The following is a 20,215-nucleotide window of genomic DNA, read 5'->3' as shown; positions in this document are numbered from 1 at the left end:
TCAGCATTGAGTTAATGACTCAAGAATAAATGTCACTTTCTTACCAATATTGCTCGCCATGCAAACTAATGCATCAAGAGTAAGTTTCTCTGTTTTTTGATTCACCACATCAGACATTCTAGGGCGCGACACGTGTAATAATGTGGTCGCGTCCACTTGTCGTACTCCTTCAGATTTCATCGGCTAATCAATTCGTTTTTACAACTGTTATCTCCTCATTTCCCATGACCGTATCCGATCCGGCTCTTTTCGTATCGACTAATTTGTGACCGGCTTCTACTTTCCTTATTCTCATATTGGACAAGGCGTGGGGCGTTTGTATTATTAGATTGAATATAAATTTAATAGTGAATATATATTCAATGCGGAGAAAAATAATGAAAAATACCCTACTGAAATCCTGTCTTACCGCAGCATTGATCTCAATGGCGGGTGTTGCTGGCGCAGCCAGTAACGGTCTGATCGCCATTATCACCCCTTCCCACGATAACCCGTTCTTTAAAGCAGAGGCCGAGGGCGCTAAAGCCAAAGCAACAGAGTTGGGATACACCGTTCTGGTTGCTTCTCATGATGACGATGTGAACAAACAGAACCAATTGCTAGAAACGGCCATCGCCCGGAAAGCCAAAGCGATCATTCTGGATAACGCAGGTTCCGATGCCACTATCGGGCCATTGAAGAAAGCCAAAGCGGCAGGGATCCCAACCTTTCTGATTGACCGCGAAATCAACGAAACCGGTATTGCGGTCTCGCAAATCGTGTCGAACAACTATCAGGGCGCACAACTGGGCGCAGAGAAGTTCGTCGTGCTGATGGGCGGCAAAGGCAAATATGTTGAATTGCTAGGCCGTGAATCTGATACCAACGCCCATGTTCGCTCACAGGGTTATCACGATGTGATTGACGAACACAGCGACATGAAAATGGTCGCCCAACAGACTGCAAACTGGAGCCAAACTGAAGCCTTCAACCGGATGGAGTCCATTTTGCAGGCTAATCCAGACATCACTGGGGTGATTTCGGGTAACGACACTATGGCACTCGGCGCTGAAGCAGCATTAAAAGCCGCTGGGCGTAACGATGTCATCGTGGTTGGATTTGACGGCAGTGACTATGTCCGCGACTCCATCATCAACAAAGGCAACATCAAAGCCACAGTGCTCCAGCCGGGTTGGGCACAAGCTCAGATGGCGGTAGTTCAAGCTGATAAATATCTGAAAACCGGTTCAACCGGACAGGAAGAGAAACAGCTGATGGATTGTGTATTGATTGATGAAAACAATGCCAAGAACCTGAATGTCTTCGCGCTGAAAGAGTAACCGTTAAGTCAGATTCTAACACGCGCGTTTAAAGGCAATGAGGGGCGTCGCAGCCCCTCCTGACAGGAGGCAGTATGTGGTTCAGTGCCCTTTCGAAAGCCGGTGGGTTGTTGGTGATAAGCGCCGTGCTGGTGGCTTGCACCGTGGTGGATTTGGATGAAAACGGCAAGCCGATTCTGCCGGTTGATCCCAATGCGGTCGTCAGTGACTACAACCAACCACCGGACAAAGTCGCCGCCACTATTTGGGTGAACAAAGTGATGCCGTTTGCCAACACTAATGCACTCAGTTGGCAACAAGTGAAACAGCAACAAAACCAGCCAGCAACAGGGAAGAATAGCCAAAGCCGTTTTGTGCGCTTTAGCGGCAAAGTGGTCGCAGTAGAAACAGAAGGGCGGGAAGGCATGATGAAAGTTGCTATCGATGGTGACGAGCAAGTGCTGCAATTAGGCCCTATCGTTAAAGGCAATGCGATTCGCGATGCGTCAACCTTTATCCGTTTCGAGGATTTTAAAAACCAAGTGCAATACGCCCAGCTCTCTAAGGCATTAAGTAAGCGGGCTTTGCAGGATGTGGCAAAACCTGATGCCAGTTGGGTTGGGCAGCAAGTCGAGGTCTTGGCTGCGGTGACATTAACCCCAACGAACCTGAGTAATGCGGTACCACTCAGTTTGAATAAGGAGGGCCACTAATGGACCACAGACCTGACATTGTCATGCGTGCTGAGGACATTTCGATGCGTTTTCCTGGCACATTGGCATTAGATGCCGTCAGTTACCACGTATATCGCGGCAAAGTGAATGTGATTATTGGTGAAAATGGTGCTGGAAAATCAACCCTGATGAAGATTTTGGCCGGTGTGCAACAACCAACATCTGGGCAGATCTATTTGAACGAGCAGCCAGTAACGATTGCCAATACCCGCGAGGCCGCCGCACTCGGTATCGGCATGGTGCATCAGGAGCTGAATTTGTCTGAAAACCTCAATGTCGCGGAAAATATTTTTCTGGGGCGCGAGATTCAGCAAGGGCTGAAACCGATTAATCAAGCCGCGCAGGAATTGATTGCTGAACAACTGATGGTACGCCTTGATCAGGCCATTTCACCCAAAGAAATGGTGTCGAACCTGAAAGTCGGTCAGCAGCAACTCATTGAAATTGCCAAGGCTCTGGCAGAGCAGGCGGACATTTTGATTCTGGATGAACCGACCTCGGCACTGAGCAAAACCGAAGTCGATATTCTGTTTCGGGTGATTCGTGAGCTGACCCGCCAAGGTGTGTCCATCATCTACATTTCACATCGGCTGGAAGAGCTGATGGCCATTGGTGACTACATCACTATTTTGCGTGATGGGCGCTTTCAAGCAGAGGCGGCGGTCAAAGACATTGATGTGCCGTGGATTGTCCGTGAAATGTTGGGCAGTGATCCAGTCTCCAGCTTCCTTCATCCGGGCCGGACCTTCGGCGCGCCAATGATGGAAGTGGATAACGTTACTTTAATCAATGAATCCGGTAACACGGTGGTGAACCAAGTTTCGCTTGCCGTTCGCGCAGGTGAAATTGTTGGGATTTATGGCTTGATGGGGGCCGGGCGTACCGAACTGTTTGAATGCCTACTGGGTACTCAGCAAAACTATCTTGGCACCATCCGGCTTAATGGCACCGCGATTAATGCCAGAACCTCAACAGCGGAGCGCATCCGTCTTGGCATGAGTTTGGTGCCAGAAGACCGTAAAAAAACCGGCATTTTCCCTGTTTCCTCGGTTGCGAACAACCTGACTATTTCCAGCTTATGGCGTCGGCTGAAACACCGCTTTGCCATCTGGCAAGAGAGTGAGTCGCAGGTGGTAGCATCGGTGATTGGCGACTTGTCGATCAAAGTCTCCTCGCCAGAGGTGGAAATTCAGGCACTCAGTGGCGGTAACCAGCAAAAAGTGGTGATTGGCCGTTCATTGCTGACCAGCCCGAACATTTTACTGCTGGATGAACCGACGCGGGGCATTGATGTCGGTGCAAAAGCCGATGTGTTTGAAATGATGGTGAAACTCTCTGAGCAGGGAATTGGCATTCTGTTTTCCACCTCAGATCTGAAAGAAATCATGGCGGTATCCGACCGCATCTTGGTGATGTCGAACGGCAAACTGACGGCGAATGTTTCTCGTCAGTCGGCCAGTGAATCGGCATTGGTTACGGCAAGCGCACAAGGGTTTGAATGATGAAAGCAACAACTGGCACTGCGTTGGCGAGTCACCAGCCCGGTGGAGCGTCGTGGTCACGGGAAAACATGCTGCTGCTTCTGCTAAAGATGCGCACTTTTATTGCCTTATTCCTGATCCTGGGTTTCTTCTCGGTGATGGTTCCGGGGTTTCTGGCGACGGGCAGCCTGATCATTATGGTGAAGCATATTGCTATCAATGCTTTCCTCGCCTTGGGGATCACCTTTGTCATTATCACTGCCGGTATTGACCTTTCTATCGGGGCAACTTTGGGGCTATGCGGCATGATTGCCGGCTGGATGATTACCCAAGGCATTGTTTTACCAATGTTTGGTATTGCCATCTTCCCGAGCGTTTGGGTCGTGGTTCCGGTGGTATTGGTTATCGGGGCGCTGATTGGTGCGGTCAATGGTTGGATCATTACCCGCTATAACGTCGCTCCTTTCATCTGCACTCTCGGCACCATGTATGTGGTTCGCGGCGCGGCAATGCTGATTTCCGGCGGTGAAACCTTCCCCGGTTTACAGGGAAATCCGCAATTAGGGAATACCGGCTTTGATCTGTTGGGGTCAGGCACGCTGCTGGGATTGCCGATTGCTATCTGGATTATGTTTATTCTGGCGCTGGTCATTGCTTATGTTGCACGCCGCCTACCTTTTGGTCGCCATGTCTATGCCATCGGTGATAACGAACGTGCCGCAGAGCTGTCTGGTGTCAAAGTGCGGCAGGTCAAAGTATGGGTATACACCATCTCCGGTTTTTGCGCCGCGATTGCTGGGATCATTGTTTCTGCTCAACTGGTGGCTAGCCACCCCGCCAATGGCAGTGGTTTTGAGATGAATGCGATTGCTGCCGTTGTGCTTGGTGGGACCTCTCTGGCTGGGGGCCGGGGTACCATTTTGGGGACACTGATCGGTGCATTTGTTATTGGTATTTTGGCTGATGGGCTGGTCATGATGGGGGTCAGCGAGTTCTGGCAAATGGTTATCAAAGGCATCGTGATTATTGTGGCCGTTATTATCGATCAGATGCAAAACCGGATGCAGCACAAGGCCGCGATTGTCTCGCAAAAGGCGACTGTAGTGCCGCAAGTGGGGAAAAGCGAACAGGCATAAAGCGCGCATGGTTCAAAGGGCCATTGCAACCTAAGTACCACCGCAACCTGAGTACCACCGAACACAACAGATCTCATGCCGGAGAATCATTTCCGGGCAGGCTTGATGAAAGCTATTTTTTAGCATCATTAAGAATAAATATTCCTAAGTGAGTAAAAATTCACTGATGGATGATAAATAAAGAGAGGTAATGTCATGAATCCGTATTCACTGTCAGTCGATGAGCTGGTGAAAAAGGCGCGGGCTATCCGTCGCCGGATTGTCCTGCTTAATGCGAACAGCCCCGCAGGGGGGCACACCGGCGCTGATCTTTCGCAAGTAGAGATTCTGACGGCACTCTATTTTCGCATCCTCAATTGCGCGCCAGACCGGCTGACCTCACCTGAGCGCGATATCTATGTGCAATCTAAGGGACATGCTGTCGGCGGTTATTACTGCTGTCTGGCGGAAGCCGGTTATTTTCCTGAAGAGTGGCTGGCAACTTATCAACATGCCAATTCCCATCTGCCGGGTCATCCAGTCAAACATAAAACCCCCGGAATTGAATTAAATACCGGAGCGTTGGGCCATGGCTTACCTGTCGCGGTAGGTATCGCGTTGGCAGCAAAACGCGCTAACAGCAAACGTCGAGTATTTGTCTTGACCGGTGATGGTGAACTGGCGGAAGGCAGTAACTGGGAGGCTGCGTTAGTGGCTGCTCACTACCAGCTAGACAACCTCATCATCATTAATGACAAAAATAAACTCCAACTGGCAGGCACCACGAAATCCATTATGAATACCGATCCGCTGGCAGATAAATGGCGGGCATTTGGTCTGCATGTCACGGAGTGTCAGGGCAATGACATGCAATCAGTCGTGGAAACACTGGAGGGGCTGCAATCCAAGGGTAAACCGAATGTGGTGATTGCCAACACTGAAAAAGGTGCCGGTATTTCCTTTATTCAAGGGCGTGTGGAATGGCATCACCGGGTGCCGAAAGGCGCTGAAATTGATCTGGCACTGGAGGAGTTGAGCGATGAGTAATGCAGAACATTTGGCCTCAGTGATGGTCGAGCAATTTATAAATGCCGTTGATAACGGCGTGGATCTGGTCCCTGTTGTGGCTGACTCAACCTCAACGGCGAAAATTGGGCCTTTTATGGCTCGTTTCCCTGACCGAGTAGTGAATGTCGGGATTGCCGAGCAAGCCATGGTAGGTACGGCGGTAGGGTTGTCCATGGGCGGTAAAGTGGCCGTGACCTGCAATGCCGCGCCATTCCTGATTTCACGCTCCAACGAACAACTTAAAATTGATGTTTGCTATAACAACAGTAACGTCAAACTGTTTGGTCTTAACTCTGGTGCCAGTTATGGGCCACTGGCGAGCACTCACCACTGTATCGATGATATCGCTATCTTACGTGGCTTTGGCAACATTGAAATCTATGCACCCTCTGACCCACAAGAGTGCCGCCAAATCATTGATTATGCCTTGGCACATGTGGGGCCAGTCTATATCCGTCTGGACGGTAAATCTTTACCGCCGCTTCATAGTGAACACTACCAGTTCACTCCCGGCCAAATTGATGTTTTGCAGCAAGGGCAGGATATTGCTCTGGTAGCAATGGGTTCTACAGTGCATGAGGCTGTGAGTGCAGCAGCCATACTGGCAGACAACAATGTTTCTGCTGCGGTGGTCAATGTTTCTTCGATTCGCCCGTGTGATACTCAGCAGCTGTTAGCCATCCTCCAAAATAGCCAGCGGGTGATTACCATCGAAGAACATAATATTAATGGCGGTGTGGGTAGTCTGGTGGCTGAAGTCCTGGCCGAAGCGGGGAGCGGTATTCCTCTGGTGAGATTAGGTATTCCTGACGGTGGTTACGCGATTGCTGCCGATAGAGCGGATATGCGTGCCTATCATGGTTTTGATACGGCAGGCATTGTGGCTCGTGCTCTGCGGTTCTGCCGAGGAGAGTAACTATGTCGTTGAGTAGGCAGGCAATGTCGTCACCGATTATTTTGGCTATTGATGAAGGCACCACCAATGCGAAAGCCATTGCTGTGGACACTGCTGGGCAGATTTTGGCGAAAGCGTCAGTTCCCCTCCAGTTGGATCACCCAAAGCCTGGCTGGGCACAACAGGATCCACTCGCCATCTGGCAAGCCGTTTCTTTGGCTATTGAAGGCTGCCTAAGCCAGTTAGTCGGTGTGCGAGTTGCTGGCGTTGCTATCAGTAACCAGCGTGAATCTGTGCTTATTTGGGAGCGTGAGACAGGAGCGCCACTGACTCCGGTGGTGAGTTGGCAGTGTCGGCGATCGGAGACTTTTTGTCAGGCTCTGAGCCAATTACCCGAAGCTGCCATGGTTGCCGAACGCACTGGATTACCGATTGATCCTTTGTTTCCTGCGGCCAAAGTCCACGGCATGTTGGCTGAAATTCCCCAAGGTGTCGAAAGAGCGGCACATGGTGAGCTTTGTGTGGGCACGATTGACTGCTGGCTGACTTGGCAACTCAGTGGTGGTCAAAGTTTCTCAACTGACTTTTCCAATGCCGCCCGTACCCAGTTATTTAATATTCATTCAGGCCAATGGGACCCTGACCTGTTGGCGCTCTTTGGGATTCCGAGCCTTTGTCTGCCGGCGGTTTTACCTTCGGCGGCTATCCACGGGCATACTGGCAATACCGGTATCATCGGCCTGAGCCAAGGCGTGCCGATAGTGGCACAAATTGGTGATTCACATGCCGCGCTCTACGGTCAAGGGGGGGATCGTGCAGGTGAAGTCAAAGCCACCTATGGCACGGGTTCTTCTTTGATGACCACGGTGAAGCAAGCGAGCGCGCAGAGTCATGGTCTGAGCACGACCATCGCTTGGCATGATGGTGAATTACGCTATGCCCTTGAAGGCAATATCACTCACACCGGCTCCGGGGTGGCGTGGGTTTCGCGCATGTTGGGGATGACCGATTTAGCCTGTTTAACTGAAATGGCACAAAGCCAGCCGGGTAATCAAGGGGTCTACTTTGTTCCAGCATTATCCGGATTGGGAGCACCTTATTGGGACAGTCAGGCGCGTGGGTTATTTTGTGGCCTGACTGATGCCACTACGCCAGCGGTACTGGCCCGTGCCGGGCTGGAATCCGTCGCCTATCAAATCGCAGACGTCTTTTTTGCTATGGAGCAGGCTGGCCATCACCGCCTTGAACGACTACGTGTTGATGGCGGCGCGACCAGCAACCACTGGCTGATGCAATTCCAGGCCGATTTACTTCAACGTACCTTAATACGTAACCACACCGCAGAAGTGTCCGCACTGGGTGCGGCTTATTTAGGGGGGAAAACCCTTGGCTGGTGGCAGGATAGCCAGCAACTGGCGGCACTCCCCCGAGAAGTGGAATACATCGAACCGCGCGCTCAAAGTGCGGAGATGCAAGATAACTATAGCCTCTGGCAATCGGCCATCGCGCGCGCGCGTTTTCAGCCGAAATAACCCACACTAGGAGTAAGCATATGTCAGCAATACCTCGTAAGTTAACTTTTGCTGTGATTATCGGCAATCGGGGGTTCTTCCCCAGCTATCTCGTGGCAGACGCGCGCCGTGATGCTCAGGCACTGTTCGACCGCTTGGAAATTAACACTATTATGCTCAATGAAGAGCAAACCCCATTGGGGGGAGTAGAAAATTGGCGCGATGCTAAAGTATGTGCCGAATTATTCCGTAAGCACAGTGAAGAAATCCACGGTGTCGTGGTTATTTTGCCCAATTTTGGTGACGAAAAAAGTGTCTCTGACGCCATCCGTCTTTCTGGTCTTAAAGTGCCAGTATTGGTACAGGCAGAAGAGGATGCACTGGATAAAATGGGGTTGGCGACACGCCGGGATAGTTTCTGCGGCAAAATCTCACTTTGTAACAACCTGCGCCAATACGGTATCCCATTCACTTTGACGAAACAGCATGTTTGCAGCTTAAACAGCGAGATTTTCAGTCGTGATGTTGAACAGTTTGTGCAGCTATGCCGCGTTGTTCATGCCATGAAACGGGTACGAGTCGGGGCTATAGGTGCTCGCCCAACAAACTTTAATACCGTGCGCTACAGCGAGAAACTGTTAGAGAATTTAGGCATTACGGTTGAAACCCTCGACTTATCTGAAGTTTTTTTCCGGGTTGCCAACCTCAGTGATAACGACATTCGTGTTGGTGAAAAACTGGCATTGTTAAAAGCCAATGGAGATACCAGTGCTATTCCACAAGATAAATTGCACAAAATGGCAAAATTATTTGTGGTTATCAGTGAATGGATTATCGCCAACGATATTGATACGACTGCCATGCAGTGTTGGACATCATTGCAACAAAATCTGGGTATTAACGTTTGCTCCATCATGAGTGTGATGTCCGGGCAACTCATGCCAAGTGCCTGTGAAGTGGATGTTATGGGAGCATTATCGATGTATGCACTGGCTAGTTGTTCGCTGGCGCCGGCCTCTATTGCTGACTGGAATAATAACTTTGGTGCTGAACGTGATAAGTGCGTACTGTTCCATTGCGGTAACTTTGCCAGTGAAAGTTTGGAAAGTTCGACCATGGGTACTGCTGATATTATTGGCACCACCGTGGGGTGTGAAAATACCTGTGGTGCTGTCCATGGCCGAATGAAGTCTGGGCCATTGACTTATTTCCGCCTATCCTCCGATGATTTTACCGGTCAAGTGCGAGCTTATGTAGGAGAGGGGCGCTCTGTCAGTGATGAATTAGACACTGTAGGGTGTCGTGCCGTGGTCGAAGTACCACAATTGGAAAGTTTACTTACTCATATCTGCAATAATGGCTTTGAACACCATGTGGCGATGAATCATTCAGCCACCGCTCAAGTGCTGCAAGAAGCATTCAGCAAATACCTCGGTGTTGATTGCTACTGGCATGCGAAGTAAGCGCTCGCATCACTATTATCCCGCGCCAAGGAAGGTGCGGTTGACTGTATTGCCGTCTTTCAAGATGCAGAGTTGTCGACTGACATGGTTTACCCTAGCCATTGAGTTATCCCAACACCTTGTGCCCATTCAGTTGCCACCTACCTACAATCTGAAATCTATTGGCTCTGCAATGTGATTTCGCTATAACAGTGTCTCGGCAGTTAATCTGTCGGTAATCAAGACATCTATATAGTGACCCGTTAGTGCGCCGCGAATAGCTGCACTTTTACCCACCCCACCCGCTAGCGCCACAACTCGTGGGCAGGCGCGCAATTGTGGCAATGACATACCGATGACTGGGTCTTCTTCATCGCTGAGCACCGCGTTACCTGCCGCATCAAAATAGTGTAGGCATAAATCACCTACCGCACCGCGCTCGGCCAATAATTTCAGCATCTCTTCATGGTAATAGTTACCGGAATTTTTCAGCAGTTGTGATGGCTCTAGATCGCCGATACCGACTAACGCCAGATCCACTTCTGCAAATTTATTCACTACATCAGCAACTTCACCGCTGGAGATCAAACGTGCACGATCTTCTGTTGAACGTTCAATACTTTGTGCGGGTAGTAAGTAGGCAGGACAATTTAAAATGTTTGCCAATGATTGGGTCAATAATGTGGCTTGAACGTTACCGTTGGGGCCAACACCGCCCAATAATTGGATAACGCCGCTGGCTTTGATGTTAAGTGGGTGAAGATTATCCACCATCGCTCGGATAGTGCTACTCCAAGAAGAGATACCCACCATATCGTTTGGTCGAATACTGGTTTGCATATAGTGGGCGGCAGCAGAACCGATAGCTTGCTTGATTTGTACGGGGCTGGCGTCATCCGCAATATCTACCACTATGGCCTGGTCAATACCATAATGTTTTTGAATCTGTGATTCGATACCAATAAACATGTTAGCGGGCTGGATAACACTGATTTTCACCACACCCTCTTTGACACAACGGGTTATCGCACGGGACACAAAAGATTGAGATAAATGTAAGCTGTCAGCAATTTCGGATTGCTTCATTCCTTCGGTGTAATACAGCGTGGCTATCTTCACCAGCAACCTTTGCTCATCTTGTCTTGACATGGTTCCATCCCGCTAAATACCTGATGCTGATATTTTTATTCAAAGCCGAATAAATAACAAGCAGTACCCAATTCACACCTAACCTGTTATTGCTCTTTAGAATCATCCTTTGACAAGTTTTCTTCTGGGGCTTTCTCACCTTCAGGTTGGTCTGGTGGTGGCATAATGTCGTGGATTAATTGTTCATCAAAGCTTGGGTTTAGCGCAGAAGAGAGGGGAGAACTCACTAAACTGTCTGGTATTGCCATATGTGGCACAGGAGCATCGTTAACAAATTCATCTTGATCTTGTTTCACGGTTCGGCTGAATGCGATGAGGCTTAAGCCACAAAGAGAGAAGAAGGCATACAGAATATTGCCACCCAGAGGCGCAATCAGCGCCCCAACAGCAAGTGGCCCGATACTTGCGCCTACCCCAAATGACATCAGTAAACATGCCGCTAGTGAGACTCGCCGTTCGGGTGCAATCAGGTCATTGGCCAGTGCCACAACCAAGGGATACAGCGTGAATTGCAACATGCTGACGATAAAGCCCAACCCTAGCAGAAAATGGAACGATATATGGGGTACCAGCGCTAGTGGAAGTGCGGTTAATGCCAGTAATAGTGCGTTAATGCGAATTAAGAGAGTGCGGTTATAGCGATCTGACAGCCAGCTGAGTGGAAGTTGGGCGACTAAACCGGCAAAAATGGATAACGCCATAAACAGACCGGTTTCCTGAGTCGAAAGTGATTGCAGGCTGGCATAGACGGGCGCCAAGCCGTAAAACGAACCGACAATCATGCCAATAACCAATGTTGATGCCAGAATTTTGGGGATGGAGCGGATGAAAAATTTCAATTCCATCGGTGCCGGAGACATCTGCTGGGCATTACTGCGAGTGGTCAGTGCGACAGGCACCAAACAAAGGGCAAAAAACAGAGCAATAATCATCAACGTGCTTAAACCCAACTCGGGTTGAAGCATTAATACCACCTGCCCCAATGCCATTCCGGCATAGGTTGCCGCCATATAAAAACCAAATACCGTGCCGCGCTGATTAGACTCAGCCTGATCGTTGAGCCAGCTCTCCAATACCATAAATTGGCACATCATACAGAGGCCAATAATCAAGCGTAGAACCACCCATGCGGGGATATATTCAGTCAGGCCATGACTTAGCACTGCTGCGGTAATAATGCCCGCACAGGCAACATAAGCCCGAATATGACCCACTCGCGCAATCAGGAAGTGGCCGACCTTGCCACCGATAACCAAACCAATATAGTTTGCGGCAATGATTGACCCAATGAGTGCACCTGAGACATTAATGGCGGTCAGACGTAGTGAGATATAAGTGGTCAGCAAACCTGAACCCAACAACATCAGCACGGTCGCACTATAAAGTGGGAAGAAGGCGTTAAGAATTTTTTTCACTGTCACGTCCTTAGTTCATCATCCCGGATAAAATTCCGGAACTACAGATGTCGCCAGCCGCATCCTCTTTATTTTGATACTAACAGCTGAGCCTCTGAGGTAAAGCTTTGTACGGAAAAGAACTTTCTTTCATAGCACCTTGCGAAGCGCTTCGCACAACTGAGCGCTGTTGTCGCGGCAAGCAAAAGAAGTGCTACTATCTGCAACAGAAAATCTCATTTGAGTCGGGGGAGCAATGAGCGAGAAACTGTTACGTCAGCTTAGTATTGCGGTGGGTAATAAGCTAAAAGAGCGTGCTGCCTGGGTGACTTGTGCTGAGTCTTGTACGGGAGGGTGGGTTGCGAAAACACTGACTGATATCGCAGGCAGTTCAGCCTATTTTGACCGTGGTTTTGTGACTTACAGTAATCAGGCAAAACATGATTTACTGGGTGTAAAAGAAAATACACTGGCAAATTATGGTGCGGTGAGCGAGAACGTGGTGCAAGAAATGGCTCTGGGCGCATTACGAGAAGCGAATGCAGACTTCGCGATAGCCATTAGTGGCATTGCCGGGCCTGATGGTGGTTGTGCGAAGAAACCAGTAGGTACGGTATGGTTCGCTTTTGCAACGCATGAAGGTTTGGTTGTTGCCAATAAACAGTTTTTCGAGGGTGACCGCGATGCTGTGCGGTTGCAAGCAACTGTTTTCGCACTACAAACACTATTAGATGATTTTCTGTAAAAATAGGCTTGATACTGTATGATTGTACAGTATAATTAGCGGTAATTTCCTGCACAAAACAACATTCAGTGGTGATGACAGGGGTAACCCGGCATACCAGAGAGGGAGTAAAAATGGCTATTGATGAGAATAAACAAAAGGCGTTAGCAGCAGCACTGGGCCAAATTGAAAAACAATTCGGCAAAGGCTCTATTATGCGTCTTGGCGAAGACCGCTCAATGGATGTTGAAACCATTTCTACCGGTTCTCTTTCTCTTGATATCGCATTGGGGGCGGGTGGCCTGCCAATGGGGCGTATTGTTGAAATCTATGGCCCTGAATCATCAGGTAAAACAACGCTGACTTTACAGGTTATTGCCGCTGCCCAGCGTGAAGGCAAAACTTGTGCATTTATCGATGCTGAGCATGCTCTTGATCCAATTTATGCTAAAAAATTAGGCGTAGATATTGATAATTTGCTGTGTTCTCAGCCGGATACCGGTGAACAAGCGTTGGAAATCTGTGATGCATTGACTCGCTCTGGCGCTGTTGATGTCATCATTGTTGACTCCGTTGCAGCATTAACACCAAAAGCTGAAATTGAAGGTGAAATTGGTGACTCTCATATGGGCCTGGCGGCACGTATGATGAGCCAAGCTATGCGTAAGCTGGCGGGTAATTTGAAGAATGCCAATACCTTGTTGATCTTCATCAACCAGATTCGTATGAAAATCGGTGTTATGTTTGGTAACCCTGAAACCACCACTGGCGGTAACGCACTTAAATTTTATGCCTCGGTACGTCTAGATATCCGTCGTATTGGTGCAGTAAAAGAAGGTGATGTGGTTGTAGGTAGCGAGACTCGCGTCAAAGTTGTGAAGAACAAAATTGCAGCGCCATTTAAACAAGCTGAATTCCAGATCCTGTACGGTGAGGGTATCAATATTAATGGCGAACTTGTTGATTTAGGTGTTAAGCACAAGCTGATTGAGAAAGCGGGCGCATGGTATAGCTACAACGGCGACAAGATTGGTCAGGGTAAAGCGAACGCCAGTAACTATTTAAAAGAAAACCCAGCGGTAGCTGCTGAGTTGGATAAAAAACTGCGTGAGATGCTACTCAACGGTGGCAATGGTGAACAAGCTGCAACGACAGCAGCATTTGCCGATGAAGCTGATGAGACAAGCGAAGAGTTTTAATTCGTAAGTTTTGACCGAGTTTACACGGTAACCCATTAATAAACGGCTCACTTAGTGGGCCGTTTTAGTCAGTGGCGAAAAGCACCGGTAACGCCGCCGCAACTTTGAGAAGAAAGATGTTACCCAAAGTCATTGGCGTTGCAGCAAGGCCGCAAATGAATGAATCCCGATGAGCTGATAATGGTCAGTAATTCGGGTGAAAGAGTGTAGCTAACACCGCTGCAACTTCAAGTAAGAAGGGTAATTATGAATGACTTACTGAGCCGAGCTATGAGACTCCTTTCTCAACGCGACCATAGTGAGTCTGAACTGCGCCGCAAACTTGCGGCGCAGCCATTCTCAGCAAAAGGCCATTGGGGAAAACGAGCAGACGGTGGGAATAGTGAACCTGTCGAGGACATTGCTCCAAAAGTTATCGAACAGGTTATTGCTTACTGCTACCAGCATAATTGGCTAGATGATTCCCGCTTTGCTACCAGCTACCTTAATAGTCGCAGCCGTAAAGGATATGGCGCACAGCGTATCCGTTCTGAATTGATGCAAAAGGGTGTCGATAAAGAACGAATTCAGGCTGCTTTTGAAATTAGTGAAATTGACTGGTGTATGCTCGCAAAAGAGGTTGCACAGCGAAAATTCGGGGAAATTTTACCTGTTGACTGGAAAGAAAAGGCTAAGGTTCAGCGATATCTTCTTTATCGTGGCTTTTTTCAGGAAGAAATTCAGTCTATTTACAGGAATTTTGTCGAATGAATGCACACGGGATTTTACTTCCCCTCGAAGAAAATTTATCTTAGTCCCACTTTTTGTTCGTGAGCTTACCCACTGTGTCGCCCTTTATAGGCACCAGATTTGCTCGCGGGCTATTCTTTTAGCTTGTTTCCGGGACAATTATGAGCAAGAGCACCGCTGAGATTCGTCAAGCGTTTCTCGATTTCTTCCATAGCAAGGGACATCAGGTTGTATCAAGCAGCTCTTTGGTCCCTAATAATGACCCTACGCTGTTGTTTACCAATGCCGGGATGAACCAGTTTAAGGATGTCTTCTTAGGTTTGGATAAACGGGCTTATTCCCGTGCGACGACCTCTCAGCGTTGCGTGCGAGCGGGTGGTAAGCATAATGACCTTGAAAACGTAGGTTATACCGCGCGTCATCATACATTTTTCGAAATGTTGGGTAACTTCAGCTTTGGTGATTACTTCAAACATGACGCCATCAATTTCGCTTGGGAGTTATTAACCGGCGAACAGTGGTTTAATTTACCGAAAGAAAAACTGTGGGTAACCGTTTACGAAACTGATGACGAGGCCTACGAAATTTGGGCCAACGAAGTTGGGGTGCCGCGTGAGCGCATTATCCGTATCGGTGATAACAAAGGCGGCGCCTTTGCATCAGATAACTTCTGGCAAATGGGTGATACCGGCCCTTGTGGTCCATGCACAGAGATTTTCTATGACCATGGTGACCACATCTGGGGGGGGCCTCCGGGGTCAGCAGAAGAAGACGGCGATCGCTATATTGAGATTTGGAATATCGTCTTCATGCAGTTCAATCGCCAATCTGACGGTACTATGCTGCCGTTGCCTAAGCCGTCAGTTGATACTGGCATGGGGCTTGAGCGTATTGCTGCGGTATTACAGCACGTTAACTCAAACTACGAGATTGACCTGTTCCGTAATTTGATCAGCGCGGTGGCTGATGTCACGGGTGCAACAGATCTTTCCAGTAAGTCTCTCCGGGTGATTGCTGACCATATCCGTGCTTGTGCTTTCCTAATTTCCGATGGGGTTATCCCGTCGAATGAAAGCCGTGGTTATGTTTTACGCCGCATCATCCGTCGCGCAATCCGTCATGGCAACATGCTGGGCGCTAAAGAGACTTTCTTCTACAAACTCGTAGCGCCATTGATTGCGGTTATGGGCTCTGCTGCTGATGAATTGAAGCAGCAGCAGGCGATGGTAGAGCAGGTTCTAAAAACCGAAGAAGAGCAATTTGCACGGACATTAGAGCGTGGTTTAGCGCTATTAGATGAAGAACTCGGCAAATTGACCGGTGACACTCTTGATGGTGAAACCGCCTTCCGCTTGTATGACACCTACGGTTTCCCGATCGATTTAACCGCAGATGTTTGTCGTGAACGTAACTTGAAAGTAGACGAAGCCGGCTTTGAACAAGCAATGGAAGCTCAACGCCGTCGTGCCCGTGAATCTAGCGGATTTGGTGCAGATTACAACAGCCTTATTCGTGTGGATAGTGCAAGCCAGTTCTCTGGTTATGATCATGTTCATCAGCAGGCGACGGTGACGGCACTATTCCGTAATGGCGCAGCAGTTGATGAGATTCATGAAGGCGAAGAGGCGGTTGTTGTTCTTAATCAGACACCATTCTACGGTGAGTCTGGTGGTCAGGTTGGTGATAAAGGCGAGTTGAAAAATGCGACCGCAACTTTTGTTGTAGGCGATACCCAAAAATATGGCCAAGCTATCGGGCATTTAGGGAAATTGACTCACGGAACGTTGCGAGTTAATCACAGCATTGATGCTCAGGTTGATGTCGCACGGCGTAATCGTATTCGTCTGAATCACTCCGCGACTCATTTACTGCATGCAGCATTACGTAAAACGCTGGGTGAGCATGTGGCTCAGAAAGGCTCGTTGGTGAATGACAAATATCTGCGCTTCGATTTCTCTCATTTTGAAGCCATGAAACCAGAGCAAATTCGTCTGGTAGAAGATATTGTCAATGAGCAGATTCGTCGCAATATGCCGGTTCAAACTGAAGTGATGGAGCTGGATGCGGCAAAAGAAAAAGGCGCAATGGCTCTATTTGGTGAGAAATATGATGACCAGGTGCGAGTTCTGACCATGGGGGATTTCTCAACCGAGCTGTGTGGTGGTACTCACGCTAGCCGTACCGGCGATATTGGCTTGTTCCGCATTTTGTCTGAGTCAGGCACCGCTGCCGGGATTCGCCGTATTGAAGCGGTAACCGGTGAAGGTGCTATTGCACAGTTGCATCAACAAAGTGACCTTTTGGCAGATGTCGCTCATCTGGTGAAAGGCGATACTAATAATCTGGCTGATAAAGTGCGTGCGGTGCTGGATCGTAGCAAAATGTTGGAACGTGAACTCCAACAATTAAAAGATCAGCAGGCTGCGCAGGAAAGTGCCTCATTGTCGTCCAATGCAAAATTGGTCAAAGGTGTGAAACTATTAGTCAGTCAGTTGGATAATGTTGAACCAAAAATGCTGCGTACTATGGTTGATGATCTTAAAAATCAGCTAGGGTCCGCTATTATTGTGCTGGCAACAATAGCCGATGATAAGGTCAGTCTTATTGTTGGTGTAACTAAAGACCTCACGAGTAAAATCAAAGCGGGTGAGTTGATCGCGGATATTGCTCAACAAGTTGGTGGTAAAGGCGGTGGGCGCCCTGATATGGCTCAAGCAGGTGGGACTGATGTCCAAGCATTGCCAGCTGCATTGGCAAGTGTTGAGGCATGGGTTGAATCCCGGCTATAAATAAAGAATGACCTATTAAATCAATACGCCATATCTCTATGCGAGGTATGGCGTTTTTCAATTTTCCTGTCATAGTTCAATCACAAAGTTAAACGCAAAGTTGTTTGCTTCAGCTAAACTTGTATTAGTTAGAGACTTGACCAAGCTACTTACATTTTATGTGAATGTGATGGCTTACGTTTTCACGGTGTATGATGGATAATGGCGGGGAAACAGAGAGACCCGACTCTTTTAATTTTTCAAGGAGCAAAGAATGCTTATTCTGACTCGTCGAGTTGGTGAAACACTCATGATTGGCGATGAGGTTACGGTTACTGTATTAGGGGTTAAAGGCAACCAAGTTCGAATTGGTGTAAATGCTCCGAAAGAGGTTTCTGTTCACCGTGAAGAAATCTACCAGCGTATCCAAGCAGAAAAGTCTCAACCGACGACTTACTGATTTTGAAGAAGCGTCTCGTGTTTCACGAGGCGCTACTGCCCTATTTATTCCCCTCATTCCGCCGTTTATCCATTTTTTATGTTCTTATTCCAGTAATAATTATCTGTTCGCGACCAATTTAATGGGGCAACCAAGATGATTTTCTTTTTTCCCTCATCAACTTCCATCACAATAAACACTATGTTGCCTGTTGATAAAACACTCTTTTTGACGTCAAACTGGTCATGTTGCGTGTGAATTGTGCAATTGAACGTGAGTTAGGAAAAATTGTTTGACTTATAAGTGCGGGAAAGTAATATGTGCGCCACGCAGTGCCGATGAGCTTCTTCAAAAGCAAGTTAGGCACAATTCGCAAGAAGCGTATGGTGAGGTGGCCGAGAGGCTGAAGGCGCTCCCCTGCTAAGGGAGTATACGGTCAAAAGCTGTATCGAGGGTTCGAATCCCTCCCTCACCGCCATTTACTATGCACCCATAGCTCAGCTGGATAGAGTACTCGGCTACGAACCGAGCGGTCGGAAGTTCGAATCTTCCTGGGTGCACCATATTTTGCAGTATGGTGAAATAGTTAAATGAACATCAGGTAGTGTCAAAGAATTAATTGCACCCATAGCTCAGCTGGATAGAGTACTCGGCTACGAACCGAGCGGTCGGAAGTTCGAATCTTCCTGGGTGCACCATATTTTGCAGTATGGTGAAATAGTTAAATGAACATCAGGTAGTGTCAAAGAATTAATTGCACCCATAGCTCAGCTGGATAGAGTACTCGGCTACGAACCGAGCGGTCGGAAGTTCGAATCTTCCTGGGTGCACCATATTAAGAAACCTCGCTACGGCGGGGTTTTCTGTTTTCTAGTGCTCAGAGTACGTATAGAGCCGAGCGGTCGGAAGTTCGAGCCGAGCGAAGCGAGACAACGTTGCTTTAGCAACGGCCCGTAGGGCGAGGCGTTAGCCGAGTCATCTTCCTGGGTGCACCATATTAAGAAACCTCGCTACGGCGGGGTTTTCTGTTTTCTGGGCCTGGATCATTTCATGACTGACCAATTTAAACCTTTTCACCTTCCTATCTTGCTATTCACTCGCCAACTTATTATTTTTTATCATTCTGGATGGCATGACGATCAATTGATAAGTGTATTTTTTGATTAAATTCAATTAATTATACAGTAAGCGACAATCTGGCTGGTTTACGATAAAGTAGCTTTTCATTTTCTCCCAGGTCGTGGGGTCACGATGTACGATCTCTATGAAGGTCTGATTTTTGATATGGATGGCACCATCCTGGATACTGAATCCACCCATCGCCAAGCATGGCGTCAGGTGCTAACGCCTTATGGTATGCAGTTTGACGAGCAAGCTATGGTGGCATTGAATGGTTCACCAACGTGGCAAATTGCCCGTGTAATCATTGCAAATCATCAATCAGATCTGGATCCTCATTTATTGGCCGCAGAAAAAACCGCATTGGTGAAAACGATGCTGTTGGACAATGTGAAGCCTCTGCCGCTCATAGACGTGGTTAAAGCCTATCATGGGCGCAAACCTATGGCTGTGGGAACAGGAAGCGAACACGCCATGGCTGAGATGCTTTTAGGGCATCTTGGCTTACGTGACTATTTTGATGCCATTGTCGGTGCGGATGATGTCACCAAACATAAACCTGAGCCTGAGACATTCTTGCGCTGTGCGCAATTACTCGGTGTCCGTCCTGATCAATGCGTAGTCTTTGAAGATGCTGACTTTGGTGTCGAGGCTGCAAAAAGGGCGAATATGGCAATAGTTGATGTGCGCTTGCTGTGAGTAGTACGCTCGCTATTGCTTCATTATTTGGGAGTAGCTTCCTTAGCGCGACACTCTTACCCGGAAATTCTGAAATTCTGTTAGTCACCCTATTAACGGCAGGTAGTACGCCAGCCTTGATGCTGGTGTTGTCTGCTACCGTCGGAAATACGTTAGGGGGGCTAACAAATGTTGTTATAGGCCGTTTATTACCGGAACTGAAGCCACAGCGTGGGATGAGCACAGCACTAGGCTGGCTTCAACGCTTTGGCCCCGCGGCTTTGTTACTAAGCTGGTTACCGGTAGTGGGCGATTTGATGTGTGTGTTGGCAGGCTGGTTGCGTATGCCCTGGGGTCTTGTGGCTTTTTTTCTGTGTTTGGGAAAAGCATTGCGTTATATCGTGTTAACGATAATTACGTTGCAAGGAATCGCGTGGTGGCAGTAAAGAATGTGACAAACTTACGTAGTCAC

Annotated in this window: 18 protein-coding genes, 4 tRNA genes and 1 other RNA gene; 20 read left to right on the top strand and 3 right to left on the bottom strand. The window is 48.4% G+C overall.

What is annotated here, in order from left to right:
- On the bottom strand, positions 1 to 180 hold the full coding sequence (locus tag HUZ92_RS05060) for an XRE family transcriptional regulator (RefSeq protein ID WP_128451246.1): 180 nt from the start codon (positions 178 to 180) through the stop codon (positions 1 to 3).
- A 197-nt stretch (positions 181 to 377) separates the two neighbouring features.
- Here HUZ92_RS05060 and HUZ92_RS05055 point away from each other — a divergent pair, with 197 nt between their 5' ends.
- The 8 genes from HUZ92_RS05055 to HUZ92_RS05020 all read left to right on the top strand — a co-directional run bounded on the left by HUZ92_RS05055 (position 378) and on the right by HUZ92_RS05020 (position 9,565).
- Positions 378 to 1,319: a D-ribose ABC transporter substrate-binding protein gene (locus HUZ92_RS05055; RefSeq protein WP_019080371.1), complete on the top strand. Its 942-nt coding sequence runs from the start codon at positions 378 to 380 to the stop codon at positions 1,317 to 1,319.
- A gap of 74 nt (positions 1,320 to 1,393) precedes the next feature.
- The gene (locus HUZ92_RS05050; protein WP_050100202.1) at positions 1,394 to 2,011 is read left to right on the top strand and encodes a DUF2291 family protein; all 618 of its coding nucleotides are present in this window, start codon (positions 1,394 to 1,396) and stop codon (positions 2,009 to 2,011) included.
- A complete protein-coding gene (locus HUZ92_RS05045; RefSeq protein WP_050100200.1) occupies positions 2,011 to 3,534 on the top strand; it encodes a sugar ABC transporter ATP-binding protein in 1,524 nt (507 codons plus the stop codon). Before HUZ92_RS05050 ends, HUZ92_RS05045 begins: the two co-directional genes overlap by 1 nt.
- Positions 3,534 to 4,649 carry an ABC transporter permease gene (locus HUZ92_RS05040; RefSeq protein ID WP_050100198.1) on the top strand — a complete coding sequence of 372 codons (1,116 nt, stop codon included), beginning with the start codon at positions 3,534 to 3,536 and terminating at the stop codon, positions 4,647 to 4,649. The genes HUZ92_RS05045 and HUZ92_RS05040 overlap by 1 nt, the downstream gene beginning before the upstream one ends.
- A gap of 195 nt (positions 4,650 to 4,844) precedes the next feature.
- Entirely contained in the window at positions 4,845 to 5,675 is an 831-nt protein-coding gene (locus HUZ92_RS05035; RefSeq protein WP_050100197.1) for a transketolase, read from the top strand.
- Positions 5,668 to 6,612 carry a transketolase family protein gene (locus tag HUZ92_RS05030; protein ID WP_050100195.1) on the top strand — a complete coding sequence of 315 codons (945 nt, stop codon included), beginning with the start codon at positions 5,668 to 5,670 and terminating at the stop codon, positions 6,610 to 6,612. Before HUZ92_RS05035 ends, HUZ92_RS05030 begins: the two co-directional genes overlap by 8 nt.
- 23 nt (positions 6,613 to 6,635) lie before the next feature.
- Complete coding sequence (locus HUZ92_RS05025) at positions 6,636 to 8,123, top strand: FGGY family carbohydrate kinase (RefSeq protein WP_050295891.1); 1,488 nt, start codon at positions 6,636 to 6,638, stop codon at positions 8,121 to 8,123.
- Between the two features lie 20 nt (positions 8,124 to 8,143).
- A complete protein-coding gene (locus HUZ92_RS05020; protein WP_145580073.1) occupies positions 8,144 to 9,565 on the top strand; it encodes an L-fucose/L-arabinose isomerase family protein in 1,422 nt (473 codons plus the stop codon).
- A 183-nt stretch (positions 9,566 to 9,748) separates the two neighbouring features.
- Here HUZ92_RS05020 and HUZ92_RS05015 read toward each other — a convergent pair whose 3' ends face one another.
- Together HUZ92_RS05015 and HUZ92_RS05010 are read right to left on the bottom strand one after the other, a co-directional pair.
- Positions 9,749 to 10,693, bottom strand: coding sequence for a sugar-binding transcriptional regulator (locus HUZ92_RS05015; RefSeq protein ID WP_050295847.1), 945 nt, complete (start codon positions 10,691 to 10,693; stop codon positions 9,749 to 9,751).
- An 86-nt stretch (positions 10,694 to 10,779) separates the two neighbouring features.
- Positions 10,780 to 12,108 (bottom strand): MFS transporter, encoded by a 1,329-nt coding sequence (locus HUZ92_RS05010; RefSeq protein WP_050100189.1) that lies wholly within the window; start codon positions 12,106 to 12,108, stop codon positions 10,780 to 10,782.
- Positions 12,109 to 12,343: 235 nt separating this feature from the next.
- Between HUZ92_RS05010 and pncC the strand changes: the two genes are divergently transcribed.
- The 12 genes from pncC to HUZ92_RS04950 all read left to right on the top strand — a co-directional run bounded on the left by pncC (position 12,344) and on the right by HUZ92_RS04950 (position 20,189).
- The gene (gene pncC, locus HUZ92_RS05005; protein ID WP_050100187.1) at positions 12,344 to 12,832 is read left to right on the top strand and encodes a nicotinamide-nucleotide amidase; all 489 of its coding nucleotides are present in this window, start codon (positions 12,344 to 12,346) and stop codon (positions 12,830 to 12,832) included.
- A gap of 113 nt (positions 12,833 to 12,945) precedes the next feature.
- The gene (gene recA / locus HUZ92_RS05000; protein ID WP_050100185.1) at positions 12,946 to 14,010 is read left to right on the top strand and encodes a recombinase RecA; all 1,065 of its coding nucleotides are present in this window, start codon (positions 12,946 to 12,948) and stop codon (positions 14,008 to 14,010) included.
- 246 nt (positions 14,011 to 14,256) lie between these two features.
- Positions 14,257 to 14,760 (top strand): recombination regulator RecX, encoded by a 504-nt coding sequence (gene recX, locus HUZ92_RS04995; RefSeq protein WP_050100184.1) that lies wholly within the window; start codon positions 14,257 to 14,259, stop codon positions 14,758 to 14,760.
- Between the two features lie 140 nt (positions 14,761 to 14,900).
- The gene (alaS, locus tag HUZ92_RS04990) at positions 14,901 to 17,528 is read left to right on the top strand and encodes an alanine--tRNA ligase (protein ID WP_050100180.1); all 2,628 of its coding nucleotides are present in this window, start codon (positions 14,901 to 14,903) and stop codon (positions 17,526 to 17,528) included.
- A gap of 253 nt (positions 17,529 to 17,781) precedes the next feature.
- Positions 17,782 to 17,967: a carbon storage regulator CsrA gene (gene csrA / locus HUZ92_RS04985; protein ID WP_002209449.1), complete on the top strand. Its 186-nt coding sequence runs from the start codon at positions 17,782 to 17,784 to the stop codon at positions 17,965 to 17,967.
- A 364-nt stretch (positions 17,968 to 18,331) separates the two neighbouring features.
- Positions 18,332 to 18,424: transfer RNA gene (locus tag HUZ92_RS04980), tRNA-Ser, on the top strand.
- Positions 18,425 to 18,432: 8 nt separating this feature from the next.
- Positions 18,433 to 18,509 (top strand) — tRNA-Arg (locus tag HUZ92_RS04975).
- Positions 18,510 to 18,567: 58 nt separating this feature from the next.
- Positions 18,568 to 18,644 (top strand) — tRNA-Arg (locus HUZ92_RS04970).
- A 58-nt stretch (positions 18,645 to 18,702) separates the two neighbouring features.
- Positions 18,703 to 18,779: transfer RNA gene (locus HUZ92_RS04965), tRNA-Arg, on the top strand.
- A gap of 33 nt (positions 18,780 to 18,812) precedes the next feature.
- Positions 18,813 to 18,941, top strand: a non-coding RNA gene (locus HUZ92_RS04960) — RtT sRNA.
- 256 nt (positions 18,942 to 19,197) lie between these two features.
- Complete coding sequence (gene yqaB, locus HUZ92_RS04955; RefSeq protein ID WP_050100179.1) at positions 19,198 to 19,764, top strand: fructose-1-phosphate/6-phosphogluconate phosphatase; 567 nt, start codon at positions 19,198 to 19,200, stop codon at positions 19,762 to 19,764.
- Positions 19,761 to 20,189 (top strand): YqaA family protein, encoded by a 429-nt coding sequence (locus tag HUZ92_RS04950; RefSeq protein WP_050295845.1) that lies wholly within the window; start codon positions 19,761 to 19,763, stop codon positions 20,187 to 20,189. Before yqaB ends, HUZ92_RS04950 begins: the two co-directional genes overlap by 4 nt.
- Positions 20,190 to 20,215: the final 26 nt, after the last annotated feature.

This window comes from Yersinia vastinensis (genome assembly GCF_902726565.1).
Classification (GTDB): domain Bacteria; phylum Pseudomonadota; class Gammaproteobacteria; order Enterobacterales; family Enterobacteriaceae; genus Yersinia; species Yersinia vastinensis.
Note: the sequence above shows the minus strand (reverse complement) of the source record. Positions and strands in the feature narration are given on the sequence as shown.

Bases quoted from the DNA above. Each gene is read 5' to 3' on its own strand.
- HUZ92_RS05035 (WP_050100197.1), top strand. From the start codon at position 4,845: ATGAATCCGTATTCACTGTCAGTCGATGAGCTGGTGAAAAAGGCGCGG.
- HUZ92_RS05025 (WP_050295891.1), top strand. From the start codon at position 6,636: ATGTCGTCACCGATTATTTTGGCTATTGATGAAGGCACCACCAATGCG.
- HUZ92_RS05060 (WP_128451246.1), bottom strand. From the start codon at position 180: ATGAAATCTGAAGGAGTACGACAAGTGGACGCGACCACATTATTACAC.
- pncC (WP_050100187.1), top strand. From the start codon at position 12,344: ATGAGCGAGAAACTGTTACGTCAGCTTAGTATTGCGGTGGGTAATAAG.
- recX (WP_050100184.1), top strand. From the start codon at position 14,257: ATGAATGACTTACTGAGCCGAGCTATGAGACTCCTTTCTCAACGCGAC.
- alaS (WP_050100180.1), top strand. From the start codon at position 14,901: ATGAGCAAGAGCACCGCTGAGATTCGTCAAGCGTTTCTCGATTTCTTC.
- HUZ92_RS05040 (WP_050100198.1), top strand. From the start codon at position 3,534: ATGAAAGCAACAACTGGCACTGCGTTGGCGAGTCACCAGCCCGGTGGA.
- csrA (WP_002209449.1), top strand. From the start codon at position 17,782: ATGCTTATTCTGACTCGTCGAGTTGGTGAAACACTCATGATTGGCGAT.
- yqaB (WP_050100179.1), top strand. From the start codon at position 19,198: ATGTACGATCTCTATGAAGGTCTGATTTTTGATATGGATGGCACCATC.
- HUZ92_RS05045 (WP_050100200.1), top strand. From the start codon at position 2,011: ATGGACCACAGACCTGACATTGTCATGCGTGCTGAGGACATTTCGATG.
- HUZ92_RS05020 (WP_145580073.1), top strand. From the start codon at position 8,144: ATGTCAGCAATACCTCGTAAGTTAACTTTTGCTGTGATTATCGGCAAT.
- recA (WP_050100185.1), top strand. From the start codon at position 12,946: ATGGCTATTGATGAGAATAAACAAAAGGCGTTAGCAGCAGCACTGGGC.
- HUZ92_RS05050 (WP_050100202.1), top strand. From the start codon at position 1,394: ATGTGGTTCAGTGCCCTTTCGAAAGCCGGTGGGTTGTTGGTGATAAGC.
- HUZ92_RS05015 (WP_050295847.1), bottom strand. From the start codon at position 10,693: ATGTCAAGACAAGATGAGCAAAGGTTGCTGGTGAAGATAGCCACGCTG.
- HUZ92_RS05030 (WP_050100195.1), top strand. From the start codon at position 5,668: ATGAGTAATGCAGAACATTTGGCCTCAGTGATGGTCGAGCAATTTATA.
- HUZ92_RS05055 (WP_019080371.1), top strand. From the start codon at position 378: ATGAAAAATACCCTACTGAAATCCTGTCTTACCGCAGCATTGATCTCA.